A 12421-nucleotide genomic window follows, 5' to 3' on the forward strand; every position below is an offset into this window, starting at 1 on the left:
ATCCATGTGCGATCAGTCGCACGCGGCAGGCCGCGCCACGCCGGTCCGAGCCACCCCCAGCCGCATCAGGTGCGTCAGGTGCGCGTCAGGTGCTTCGGATGCGGGGGGCGGTCCCGGTGGGAAGCCGCTCCGTGTCGGTGCCGAAGGGCAGGAAGACAGTGCGGGTGGCGAGGTACCAGCGGCCGTCGACGGTGCGGAAGGTGTCCTCGTAGTGGCCCACGTTGGCCGGCAGGCGGGGCTCGATCATGCCGCCGACGTAGCCGTCGACCCGGTACGTCGTCAGGTACGACACCGCACGGGCGCTCGTCGCGGACTCGACCGTGACCAGGACGTTCGTCATCAGGCGGCGCGAGAGCCGGTCCGCGGGGCGCGACGCGAAGTAGGCCCGCAGAGCCTCACGGCCCTCGATGCGGCGGTCGCCGTGGGGCCAGTGCCAGCTGCCGTCGGGCGTGAACAGCTCGGCCACCGAGCCCGGCTCGCCGAGGTCGAGGCGGTGGATGAAGTCCACGATGATCCGCTCACAGGCGCGTTCCGCGAGCATCCGGTCGATCGGGGCAGTGATGTTGTCGTCCATCCCCTGTTCCTATCAGCTCGACCGCGGTGCCGAGCAGCGATTTTTCGGCGCTGCCCGGCACCGGTACGCGAGCGCGGTCAGATCAGCGAGGTCAGATCTGCGCGGTGATCTCGCCCGCCACCCGGACCCCGGAGGCCACCGCGGCGTTGAGGGTGGCGTTGTCGACGTCGGTGTGCTCGCCGGCGAAGTGGATCCGGCCCTCCTGGACCGCCTCGTAGCCGGCGAACGAGGTGTACTGGCCGGTCCGGTAGTAGTGGTAGGCGCCCAGGTGCCAGGGGTCGAGGGACCAGTGGTCCTCGTAGGCCCGGCCGTTGTAGGCGGCCGTGGTGCCGGGGAAGACCCGTTCGATCTGCGCCAGGAACGCGTTGACGTCGGCGGCCGGGGCCGGGCCGTGCGCCGCGCCCGTCAGGCCGGTGCGGGCGGCCTCGCCGCCGGGGAAGTTGACCAGCAGGGCCGGCGCGCCGGCCGCGCCGAGGTTGACCGAGCCGTCCCAGGCGGTCTGGTAGCCGAGCGGCCCGGTGTTGGAGATGCCGTTGTAGCCGAGCGCGGGCCAGGTCTTCTTCGTCAACTGGGTGACCAGCTTGGCGTTCTGGCCCATTCCCTGCTGCCCGATCGCGGTCAGCTTCAGCGCCGAGAGGCCGGCCCGGGAGAGGTCGACGTTGCGCAGCGTGCTGAACGGCAGCGCCAGCACCACGTGGTCGGCGGGGACCTGGACGGTGCTGCCGCCGTGGTCGAAGGTGCAGGTGTAGCTGCCGTCGCCGTTGCGCGCCAGGGCGATCAGCTGGTAGCCCTGCTGGACGGCACCGGCCGGCAGCTGCCCGACCATGCCGCTGACCAACTGGTCGTTGCCGCCGACCAGGTGGTACTTCTCGTCGAACCCGCTCCCGTCGTCGAAGGTGCTGGACGCCCCCAGGAAACTGATCATGTTCAGCGCGGAGGACTGCCCGGGCTCGCCACCCGACTGCAGCTGGATGGACTGGATCAGCTGGCCGAGCGCGGAGCCGGCCGGCAGGCCGATCTCGGCGAGGTAGTCCAGGCAGGAGAGCTGGTCGAGCCGCAGCGCCTCCGCGGTGTGGTTGTTGTAGCGCGGTGTGCCGATCGCCTGGTACGAGGCGCTGAAGGCGTTGAACGCCTCGGCGGTCCAGTCGCTCTGCTGCTGGTCGCTGTTGTAGAGCGCGCCGTTGATCCAGGCGGCGTAGTCGCCGGTGTCCAGCGCGCCGCCGTTCGCGTACTCGCGCTGCAGGCCCAGGCTGTTGGCCAGGCTGAGCACCGCCTTGTCGGTCGAGCTGATGAAGGACCCGCCGTGCTCGGCGACCTGGCCGCCGGCGAAGAAGCCGCGCAGCGACCAGCATCGGCCGCCCACGTGGGTGGTGTCCGCCTCGTAGACCGTGGCGGCGACCGGCTTGGCCCGGTTCCACAGCTGGTGGGCGCAGCGCAGGCCGGCCAGACCCGCTCCGACGACCACCACCCGGGGCGCGGCGGCGGTGGTTGCCGCGGCGGCCCGGGAGGGGGTGAGCAGGCCGGTGGGCACGGTGGCCGCGATCGCACCGGCGGCGCCCAGGACCTGACGGCGGCTCAGGTGGTGCGCCGCCCGCTCGGCCCGCTCGCCGGCGACCTCCGCGACGGGCATCCGGCGGCGGCGCGCCTCGCCGATGGCGGAGAAGACCGCGCGCAGCGGATCGGGCAGGCCCGCCCGGTTCCCGCCGCCGGGCGGCGTGGCGCCGGGCAGGGAGCGGTTCGAGCGCGGGCCGGTGGGTTCGCGGTGCATGTGGTGCCTCTTCTCGGGGGGACGGCTTCCCTGCGGCGGTGGGGGCCGGCAGGCGGCAGGTCGGAGAGGCTCGCGCGACGGCGTGGCGCCCGACGCGTTTTCGAGTTGCTGGGGAGTGAACCGCTAGCGCATCGCCGTTGTCAACAGCGTTGCGCAATCTTCCGCCGAACCCGCCCTCCCCCGACCGCCTCCCCGCCGCCCGACCCCCGCCGCCCGACCCCTCCCCCGGCGTTCGACCCCCGGCGACGCCCGACCAGGCCTCACGCCCCCCGAACGGCCTTGGCCCGCTGCTCGATCGCGGTGATCAGCGCCTCGACCCTGGCCTGGTAGACCTGGTCGTGGGTGACCTCGGCCAGTTCCTGGCCCAGCCGGGTGATGTTCGGGAAGCCGCGGGCGTCCACCAGCCGGTACTCGCGGCTCCATGACGACTCGTCGGCGGCCCGCACCTCCGGGTCGAAGAGCAGGTAGGCGGCCCGCTGGCCGACGTAGGCCAGCAGCGAGTCCCCGACCATCCGGTAGTGGACGGCCGCCTCCGCGCCGTCCAGCCCCGCCTCCATGACGGCGCCGAGGATGAGCTCGACGACGCGGAACTCGTTGGCGCGCCTGGTGGTCCGGCTGGCCATGATCGAGCTGACGGCGGGGTACTTGAGCGCGACCGCCAGCGAGCCGGCGGCCAGCGCCCGCAGCCGCCCCTTCCAGTCGAGCCCCTCGGGGATGCTGTCGAGCACCTCGCCCAGGGTCCGGTCGGCGACGGAGAGCAGCAGCTCGTCCTTGTCGCGGAAGTGCCGGTAGACCGCGGTCGGGTCGGCGCCCAGCTCCTCACCGAGGCGGCGGACCGTGAAGGCGTCGGCACTGCCCCGGGCGGCGATCCGCAGACTCGCCTCGATGATCGCCTCGGGCGTGAGCTGGGATCCCGTGCGCTTGCTGCGGGCGGGAGTTACAGGTGGTTTCTCCATGGTGACCTCAGTGTATCGATGTGGGGGCAATGCAGCGCAACAGTGTTGACAACAATGTTGCGCTGCCGTTCACTCCTCCTCAACAAACACGCCGAGCGGGCCAGGCCACCTGGCCCGCCGAGGGGGAGGTTCCCGTTGACGACCCAGCACAGCGCACCGCGGACCGGGCAGCGCGCCGACACCGTCTTCACGGGGGGCCGGATCTTCACGGCCACCGGGCCGGCACCGGTCGAGGCCGCGGTGGCGGTCGGCGCCGGCCGGATCATCGCGGTCGCCGACGAGGCGACGGTCCTGCTGCTGGCGGACCAGGACACCGAGGTGGTCGACCTCGCGGGCGGCCTGCTGGTCCCCGGGTTCCAGGACGCCCACGTCCACCCGGCGGTGGCCGGCGTGCAGATGCTGCGCTGCGACCTGTCCGGGGAGCGCTCGGTGGACGGCTACCTGACGGTGATCGCCGCCTACGCCGAGGCCAACCCCGACGCGCGGTGGATCTGCGGCGGCGGCTGGTCGATGGACGTCTTCCCCGGCGGCGTGCCGACCCGCGCGATGCTCGACGCGGTGGTGCCGGACCGGCCCGTGCTGCTCACCAACCGCGATGGCCACGGCGCCTGGGTCAACACCGCGGCGCTGCGACTGGCGGGCGTGGACCGCGACACCCCGGACCCCGCCGACGGCCGGATCGAACGGGAGGCGGACGGCAGCCCGCTCGGCACCCTGCAGGAGGGGGCGATGGACCTGGTCGCCGCCCATGTGCCCGTCGCGACACCGGAGGAGGCGCACGCCGGCCTGCTGGTGGCCCAGCAGCACCTGTTCTCGCTCGGGGTGACCAGCTGGCAGGACGCCATGATCGGCGCCTTCCCCGGCAATCCCGACAACTACCAGGTCTACCTGCGTGCCGCGGCGGACGGCTCCCTGCGGGCCCGGGTGGTGGGCGCGCTCTGGTGGGACCGCGAACGCGGCCTGGAGCAGCTGCCCGACCTGGAGGAGCGCCGCCGCGGCGGCCAGGTGGGCCGGTTCAACGCCACCACCGTGAAGATCATGCAGGACGGCATCGCGGAGAACTTCACCGCCAGCATGCTGGAGCCCTACCTGGACCGCTGCGGCTGCCCCACCCAGAACACCGGTCTGACCTTCGTCGGGCCGCAGTTGCTGACCGAGGCGGTCTGCGCGCTGGACCGGGCCGGCTTCCAGGTGCACTTCCACGCGCTCGGCGACCGCGCCGTGCGGCAGGCCCTGGACGCGCTGGCCGCGGCCCGGGCGGCCAACGGCGCGGGCGACAACCGCCACCACCTGGCACACCTTCAGGTGGTCCACCCCGACGACCTGGCACGCTTCGCCGAGCTGGGGGCGGCGGCCAACATCCAGGCCCTGTGGGCCGCGCACGAGCCGCAGATGGACGAGCTGACGATCCCCTTCCTCGGACCGGAACGCGCCGCCCTGCAGTACCCGTTCGGGGACCTGCAGCGGGCCGGCGCCCACCTGGCGGCCGGCAGCGACTGGTCGGTGAGCAGCCCCAACCCGCTCTGGGGCATCCACGTCGCGGTCAACCGGGCCGTGCCGGTGGACGCCCCCAACGCCTCGGCCGACCACCAGCCGCGCGAGCCCTTCTACCCGGAGCAGGCCCTGACGCTGGCCCAGGCGCTCACCGCGTACACCGCGGGCAGCGCCTGGGTGAACCACCTCGACGACGTCACCGGCACCGTCGAGATCGGCAAGTACGCGGACCTGGTGGTGCTGGACCGCGACCCGTTCGACCGCCCGGCCGAGGAGATCGGCCTCACCCGGGTGCTGCGCACCTACATCGAGGGACGCGCGGTCTTCACCGCCGCCCCTGACCAGCTCCCGCTGACCACCGCTCCCTGACCGGCACCCCCTGGCCAACTCCCCCTGACCAACTCCTCGCTGACCAACTCCTCGCTGAACACCGCCCGCTGACCAACTCCCCGCTGACCACCGCTCCCTGACCACCGCCCTCACGGAGGAACCCCCGGATGAGACCCAGTCCCCGCAGCCTGCTGGCCGCCGTCACCGCGGCCGCCGCGCTCACCACCAGCGCCTGCGCCGGCACCGCGCAGCAGACCGGCGCCGCCGCCTACAAGCTGACCAGCACCACACCCGCCGCCGCGGGCGACATCGACTCCTTCACCTGGTCGCTCTACGGGGAGCCGACCTCGATCGACTACGCCTACTCCTTCGACTTCCCGCCCAACCAGATCCTCGCCAACGTCTGCGAGAGCCTGCTGCGGTGGAACCCCGACCTCACCACCTCGCCGAGCCTGGCCACCTCGTACAGCAACCCGACGCCCACCACCTGGGTCTACCAGATCCGCCCCGGCGTGCACTTCCACGACGGCACGGTGCTCAGCGCGGACGACGTCGTCGCCTCGCTGCGCCGTAACCTCGACCCCGCGGTGGCCGGCGACTGGGCCTACCCGTTCCGCAACGTGCAGTCGATCGACAAGACCGGCGCGATGCAGGTGACCGTCACCCTCAAGACGCCCGACTCGACCTTCAACCAGTACATGGCCGCCAGCCCCGGCACGGTGGAGTCCGCCGCGACGCTGGCCAAGGACGGCAAGGACTACGGCAACCCCGCCGACGGGGTCAACTGCACCGGCCCGTTCGCCTTCTCCTCCTGGACCTCGGGCCAGTCGCTGGTCCTCAAGCGCTTCGACGACTACTGGGACCCGCAGCTCAAGGCCAAGGCCGGGCAGGTGAAGTTCGTCTTCCTCTCCGACCCGACCACCCGGGTCAACGCGTTCCGCACCGGTGAGGTGGACGGCGGCTGGATGGTCCCGGCCGGCGCGTACGACCAGTTGCGCGACACCCCGGCCGGCACGCTCTACTTCGGCCAGAACACCACCGTCGCCGACGAGGTGGTCAACAACCTGAAGGGCCCGCTCGGCGACGCCCGGGTGCGGCAGGCGCTGCTGATGGCGATCGACCGCAAGGGCATCGTCAAGGCCGGCGCCGCCGGGGTGGGCGAGGTGGCCGACTCGCTCGTGACGGCCAACAACTGGAACGGCGCGCCGCCTTCGACGGCGGCCGACGCGGCCAAGGCACTGCCCGCCTACCCCTACGACCCGGCCAAGGCCAAGGCGCTCGCCGCGCAGGCCGGGGTGAGCGGCCAGAAGGTGGTGATCGCCACCAGCCCGCTGGACTCCCAGACCACCATCATCACCCAGGCCGTCGCCCAGGCCGCCACGGCCATCGGCCTCAAGCCGGAGATCGACACCGTCTCCGCCGACAAGTACACCGCGCTCTTCACCGATCCGGCCGCCCGCCAGGGCGTCGACCTCTTCCTGACCTTCTGGTACACCTCGATCACCGACCCGCTGGACATGTACGGCTCGCTGCAGACCGGGGCGTTCAGCAACTACGGCAACTGGTCCGACCCGAAGTTCGACGCGGCCGTCGACCAGGCCGTGGGCGCCTACGACCCGGCCGCCCACGCCGCCGCCACCGAGGCCGCGCAGCAGATCGCCATGACGCAGCTGCCCTGGCTGCCGCTCTACACCGAGCCGGTCAGCGTCTTCCTCGGCAAGCGGATCACCGGCGTGCAGCCGTCCATCGCCTACCTGTACTACCCGTGGGCGGCGCAGATCGGGGCCAAGGGGTGAGCGCCTCGACCCTGTCGCGGAGCGCCCTGTCCCGGACGGCCATCGCCGCGGCGCGCAGGCTGCTGGGCATGGCGGTGACCCTGCTGGTCACCTCGTTCCTGGTCTTCTCCTCGCTCTACCTGGCGCCCGGCGACCCGGCGAGCTTCCTGGTCCGCGGGCGCAGCCCCGGCCCGCAGGAGCTCGCCGCGATCCGGCAGCAGTACGGCTTCGACGACCCGTTCCCGCTGCGCTACTGGCACTGGCTGGACGGCGTACTGCACGGCGACTTCGGCCGCTCCTACCTGTTCCACCAGAGCGTGGGCGAGGTGCTCTGGTCCCGGCTGCCCGCCACCCTGCTGCTGATCGGGGTGTCGGCGCTGATGATCGCCGTGGTGGGCGTCGGCGCCGGCATCGTCGGCGCGCTGCGGCGCGGCACCCGCACCGGCTCCGCCGTGCTGCTGCTGGTGACGGTCGGCGCCGCGGTGCCCTCCTTCGTGGCGGCGATCGTGCTGCGCTCGGTGCTCGGGGTGAACCTTGGCTGGTTCCCCACCATCGGCAACGGCACCGGCGTGCTGGACCGGCTGCACCACGTGGTGCTGCCCGCGATCGCCCTCTCGGTGACCTTCATGGCGCTGGTCACCCGGGTGACCAGCGCCGCCATGCTCGACGAGATGCGGCGCGAGCACGTGGAGGTCGCGCTCAGCCGCGGGCTGCCCCGGCGCACCGTGATCCGGCGCCACGTGCTGCGCAACGCGCTCGGCCCGATCGTCACCGTCGGCGGCCTGCTGGTCTCGGGGATGCTGGTCAGCACCGCGATCGTGGAGACCGCGTTCGGCATGTCCGGGATCGGCTCCCTGCTGATCCAGAGCGTGGACGAGCTGGACTTCCAGGTGGTCCAGGCGATCGTGCTGCTGGTGGTCGCCGCCTTCGTCGTCGTCAACGCCCTGGTGGACCTGGTCCATCCGCTGATCGACCCGCGCGTGCGCGCCGCAGGAGGAGCCCGATGAGCACGACGAGCCCAATGAGTCCGCTGGGCAGACCCGCCTCCCTGCTGGGCGGCCCGCTGCGCCGCCTGCGGCGCCTGGGCGGCGGAGTGCTGACCCGACTGAGCCTGCTGGTGCTGCTGCTCTTCGTCCTGGTCTCGCTGTTCGCGCCCTGGCTCGCCCCGCAGGACCCGACCTTCGGCGAGCTGGGCGACAGCTTCGCCGGCCCCGGAGCCGGCCACTGGCTGGGCACCGACGGGGGCGGGCACGACACCTTCTCCGCGCTGCTGGAGGGCACCCGCACCAGCCTGGTCGGTCCGCTCGCCGTGGTGCTCTGCTCCACCGTCGCCGGGATCGCGGTGGGCCTGTTCACCGCCTGGCGCGGCGGCTGGGTGGACACCGTGGTGGGCAGGGTGCTGGACATCGTCTTCGCCTTCCCCGCCCTGCTGCTGGCGATCCTCGCCGTGGCCCTGTTCGGCAAGGGGCTGACCGCGCCGGTGCTCGCCATGGGCGTCGCCTACCTGCCCTACACCGCTCGGCTGGTGCGCGGCCTCACCGCCCAGGAGAAGGTGCGGCCCTACATCGCCGCGTACCAGGTCCAGGGCCACTCGGCCGTGTTCGTCGCCCTGCGCCGGCTGCTGCCGGGCATCATGCCCACCGTCCTCGCCCAGTCGACGGTCAACTTCGGCTACGCCCTGCTCGACCTCGCCGCGCTCTCCTTCCTCGGGCTCGGCGTGCAACCGCCCACGCCCGACTGGGGCGCCATGATCAACCAGGGCCAGGCCGCCGTGCTGCAGGGGCAGCCGCTGTCCGCGATCGTGCCGGCCGTCGCGGTCGTGCTGGTCGTCGTCGCTTTCAACGTCGTCGGGGAGAGCCTCGGCGACCGGCTCGCCGGGAGGGAGTCCTGATGCCGCCGCTGGAGAACCCGTTGCTCCCGGACCCGCTGCTGCCGGACCCGCTGCTCGAAGACCCGCTGCTGGCGTACGACGCGCTGCGGATCGAACTGCCGGGGATGGCCCGCCCGGTGCTGGACGGCATCGACCTGGCCGTCGCCTCCGGCGAGGCCGTGGCCCTGGTCGGCGAATCCGGCTCGGGCAAGTCGGTGACCGCCCGCGCCGCCCTCGGCCTCTTCCCCGCCGGTGCGCGGATCGGCGGCCAGGTCCGCGTCGACGGCACCGAGCTGGTCGGTGCCCGGGCCGCGAGCCTGCGCGAAGTGCGCACCACCAAGGCCTCCATGGTCTTCCAGGACCCCCGGGCCGGGATCAATCCGGTGCGCCGCATCGGCGACTTCCTGACCGAGCAGCTGCGCCTGGTCGCCGGCCGGTCCGCCGACGAGGCCAAGGACCGCGCGCTGGAACTGCTCGCCGCCGTGGGCCTGCCCGACCCGCCCCGGCACCTGCGCCAGTACCCGCACCAGCTGTCCGGCGGCATGCTGCAGCGGGTGATGATCGCCGGCGCGCTCACCGCGGAGCCGCGCCTGCTGCTCTGCGACGAGCCCACCACGGCGCTCGACGTCACCACCCAGGCCGAGATCATGTCCATCCTGGGCCGGCTGCAGCGCGAGGGCGGCCTGGGCCTGCTGCTGATCACCCACGACCTCGACCTGGCCGCCGCCACCTGCGAGCGGATCTACGTGATGTACGCCGGGCGGATCGTGGAGAGGGCCACCAGCGCCGACCTCCTCGCCTCGCCCCGGCACCCGTACACCGCGGGCCTGCTGGGCTCCTCGCCGCCCCTGACCGGCGCGCTCACCCGACTCGAACCCATCCCCGGCACGCCGATGAGCCTGGCGCGGAGCGCGTCCGGCTGCGCCTTCTTCGACCGCTGCCGCTTCGCCCGGCCCGGACTCTGCGACCTGGCCCCGCCGCCGCTGGCCCCCGCCGGAGCATCGCTCGTCGCCTGCCACCGGGCGGCGGAGCTCGCCGACTCGCTGCGGCCGGCCGGGCCGCACGGGGCGGGCGCCGCACCCGAACACACCCTCTCGGTCCCTGAGGAGAAGCGTTGACCAGCGACCCCGGCATGCTGCTGCAGGCGAGCGGCCTGCGCAAGACCTACCCGGCCGGCGGGAAGACGGTCGTGGCGGTCGACGGCCTCTCCTTCGCGCTGCGCCCCGGCGGGGCGCTGGGCATCGTGGGCGAGTCCGGCTCCGGCAAGACCACCACCGCGCGGATGCTGGTCGGCCTGGAGCACCCCGACCAGGGGCAGATCCTGGTCCAGGGCACCCCGCTCGCCGCCCGGACCCGCGGCCGGGCGGCACGGCTGGCACGGGCCAAGGCCGTCCAGATCGTCTTCCAGGACCCCTACCTCTCGCTGGACGCCCGCCTCAGCATCGGCGCCACCCTGGACGGGGTGCTGCGGCTGCACGCCGCACCGTCCGGCGGCGATCGGGCGGCAGCGGCCGCCCAGCGGGCGGCACGGGTCCGGGAACTGCTGGCGCAGGTCGGGCTCGGCGACCGCGAGGCGGCCGCGCTGCCCCGCCAGCTCTCCGGCGGGCAGCGCCAACGCGCCGCCATCGCCCGGGCGCTGGCCGTGGAGCCCGCCGTCCTGGTGCTCGACGAGGCGGTCTCGGCGCTGGACGTCTCGGTGCAGGCCCAGGTCCTCAACCTGCTCCGCGACATCCGCCGCGACACCGGCATCGGGCTGGTCTTCGTCAGCCACGACCTGGCGGTCATCCGCTACGTCTGCGACGAGGCCCTGGTGATGTACCGCGGCCGGACGGTGGAGCAGCGCGGCGTCGCCGAGCTCCTCACCGCGCCCCGGCACCCGTACACCCGGCTGCTGCTGGCGTCCGTCCCGCACCCCGGCTGGGACCCGGCGGCCATCGGCGCGCGCCGCCGCGAGCTGGCCGAGAGCGAGCCGGCGGGGTGAGGCGGGCGGGGCGACGCGGGCGGGGCCGGCGGGGGTCCCGTGGCAGCTCCCGGGGTCACCCGCGTGCGCACTCCCGGTGGCGGGCCCGGCGGGTCGGACATTCCCTGAGCTGAGGAAGACAAGTCGATCATCATCGGCAGCCACCTCTTCCAGGACCGCCGACACAGGGAGTGTGCGATGCCCGCCGAGCCCGCCGAGCCGGACGAGCCGAATGCGCCGGACACACCGGGCGAGCCGGACGAGCTGGCCCGGCTGCGGCAGCGCCTGACCGCGCTGGAGGCCGCCTCGGCCGCACCGCCTCGGGGCCGGCACCGGCTGCGGACCTCGGGCTCGGCGGTGCTGATCGTCATCGCCTCGCTGCTGGCGCTGCTCTCGGTGATCGCGGTCTGGAGCCACTCGATCATCAGCGACACCGACCGGTACGTCGCCACCGTCGCGCCGCTGGCACGCAATCCGGACGTCCAGGCCGCGATCACCAACCGGGTCACCTCGGAGGTGCTGGCCCAGATCGACGTGAACGGCCTGGTGAACCAGCTCTCCCAGGCCGCCGTCGAGCAGGGTGCGCCGCCCGCGCTCGGCACCCTCTTCAACGGCCTGAGCGGGCCGATCAGCAGCGGACTCAGCCAGTTGGTCAGCAGCACCGTCAGCAAGGTCGTGACCAGCGACCAGTTCGCGGCCCTGTGGGACAACGCCAACCGGGCCATCCACTCCACGCTGGACAAGGCCCTGACGGGTGAGGGCGGTGGCGCTGTCTCCCTGCAGGACAACCAGGTCGCCATCGACATCGGCCCGTTCGTGGACAAGGTCAAGGACCAGCTGGTGAGCTCCGGGTTCGCCCCCGCCGCGAAGATCCCGACCGTGCACACCAACTTCGTGGTCTTCGAATCGAACGACATCGGCAAGGTCAAGGGCTACCTCCGGCTCCTGGAGATCATGGGCACCTGGCTCCCCGTCATCACCGTGCTGATCGCCGCCGCCGGGGTGTACACCGCCGTGAACCGGCGCCGCGGCCTGATCGGCGCGGCGCTCGGGGTGGCCGTCGCCATGCTCCTGCTGGGGGTCGTGCTGACGGTCTTCCGGGCGTTCTACCTGGACCACCTGCCGCCGGGAGTCTCCCAGCCCGCCGCCGGGGCGATCTACGACGCGCTGATCCGCTTCCTGCGCGCGAGCGTACGCGCCGTCGGCACGGCGGCCCTCGTCACGGCGGCCGGTGCCTTCCTGATCGGACCGTCCAGGGTCGCCGTGGTGACCCGCACCGCCTGCCGTTCGAGCATCGGCGCGCTGCGCGAGGTGGCCGCCGGCCACGGACTGCGCCTGGGACCGGTCGGCCGGTTCACGCACCGCTACAAGCGCTGGATCGGCGCGGTGATCCTGGCGGTGGCGGCCGTCGTCCTCGCGACCTGGAGCTACCCGACGGCGGCCGTGGTGCTCTGGATCGTGGTCGTGGTGCTGGCCGCGTTCGCCGTCCGGGAGTTCCTGGACGCGGAGCCGGAGGACTCCTCGCGGGAACAGGCGGCGGCACCCACCGCCCCGAGCGTGCCACCCACCGGCGGTTGAGGCATCGGGGACGGCGAGCACCGAAGTCACTCCCCCTGGCACACCCGTGGATCGAGATGCAGCCCCGCCGGAGTGTCCCTAAGGTCGAATCAGGGGTCGACGCAGGTGTCTCCTTC

Annotated in this window: 10 protein-coding genes; 7 read left to right on the forward strand and 3 right to left on the reverse strand. The window is 73.0% G+C overall.

All coding sequences use genetic code 11. From position 1 onward, the window contains the following. Positions 1–85: 85 nt before the first annotated feature. The 3 genes from OG455_RS37395 to OG455_RS37405 form a co-directional block, all read right to left on the reverse strand. The gene (locus OG455_RS37395) at positions 86–574 is read right to left on the reverse strand and encodes a nuclear transport factor 2 family protein (RefSeq protein ID WP_266301220.1); all 489 of its coding nucleotides are present in this window, start codon (positions 572–574) and stop codon (positions 86–88) included. Positions 575–665: 91 nt separating this feature from the next. Continuing rightward, positions 666–2342, reverse strand: coding sequence for an NAD(P)/FAD-dependent oxidoreductase (locus OG455_RS37400; RefSeq protein WP_266301221.1), 1677 nt, complete (start codon positions 2340–2342; stop codon positions 666–668). Positions 2343–2602: 260 nt separating this feature from the next. Further along, on the reverse strand, positions 2603–3298 hold the full coding sequence (locus OG455_RS37405) for a TetR/AcrR family transcriptional regulator (RefSeq protein WP_266301222.1): 696 nt from the start codon (positions 3296–3298) through the stop codon (positions 2603–2605). Positions 3299–3433: 135 nt separating this feature from the next. On the opposite strand from OG455_RS37405, the gene OG455_RS37410 reads away from it, so the two are divergent. The 7 genes from OG455_RS37410 (at position 3434) to OG455_RS37440 (ending at position 12305) form a co-directional block, all read left to right on the forward strand. Continuing rightward, positions 3434–5161: an amidohydrolase gene (locus tag OG455_RS37410; protein WP_266301223.1), complete on the forward strand. Its 1728-nt coding sequence runs from the start codon at positions 3434–3436 to the stop codon at positions 5159–5161. A 128-nt stretch (positions 5162–5289) separates the two neighbouring features. Then, positions 5290–6918, forward strand: a complete 1629-nt coding sequence (locus OG455_RS37415; RefSeq protein ID WP_266301224.1) for an ABC transporter substrate-binding protein — start codon at positions 5290–5292, stop codon at positions 6916–6918. Next, positions 6915–7904 carry an ABC transporter permease gene (locus OG455_RS37420; protein WP_266301225.1) on the forward strand — a complete coding sequence of 330 codons (990 nt, stop codon included), beginning with the start codon at positions 6915–6917 and terminating at the stop codon, positions 7902–7904. The genes OG455_RS37415 and OG455_RS37420 overlap by 4 nt, the downstream gene beginning before the upstream one ends. Then, positions 7901–8788, forward strand: coding sequence for an ABC transporter permease (locus OG455_RS37425; RefSeq protein ID WP_266301226.1), 888 nt, complete (start codon positions 7901–7903; stop codon positions 8786–8788). Before OG455_RS37420 ends, OG455_RS37425 begins: the two co-directional genes overlap by 4 nt. Next, on the forward strand, positions 8788–9885 hold the full coding sequence (locus OG455_RS37430) for an ABC transporter ATP-binding protein (RefSeq protein ID WP_266301227.1): 1098 nt from the start codon (positions 8788–8790) through the stop codon (positions 9883–9885). The genes OG455_RS37425 and OG455_RS37430 overlap by 1 nt, the downstream gene beginning before the upstream one ends. Before the next feature lie 14 nt (positions 9886–9899). Beyond that, a complete protein-coding gene (locus OG455_RS37435) occupies positions 9900–10748 on the forward strand; it encodes an ABC transporter ATP-binding protein (protein ID WP_266301823.1) in 849 nt (282 codons plus the stop codon). 177 nt (positions 10749–10925) lie between these two features. Then, positions 10926–12305: a hypothetical protein gene (locus OG455_RS37440; protein WP_266301228.1), complete on the forward strand. Its 1380-nt coding sequence runs from the start codon at positions 10926–10928 to the stop codon at positions 12303–12305. The last annotated feature ends 116 nt before the right edge of the window (positions 12306–12421 follow it).

It is taken from the genome of Kitasatospora sp. NBC_01287, assembly GCF_026340565.1.
GTDB lineage: Bacteria > Actinomycetota > Actinomycetes > Streptomycetales > Streptomycetaceae > Kitasatospora.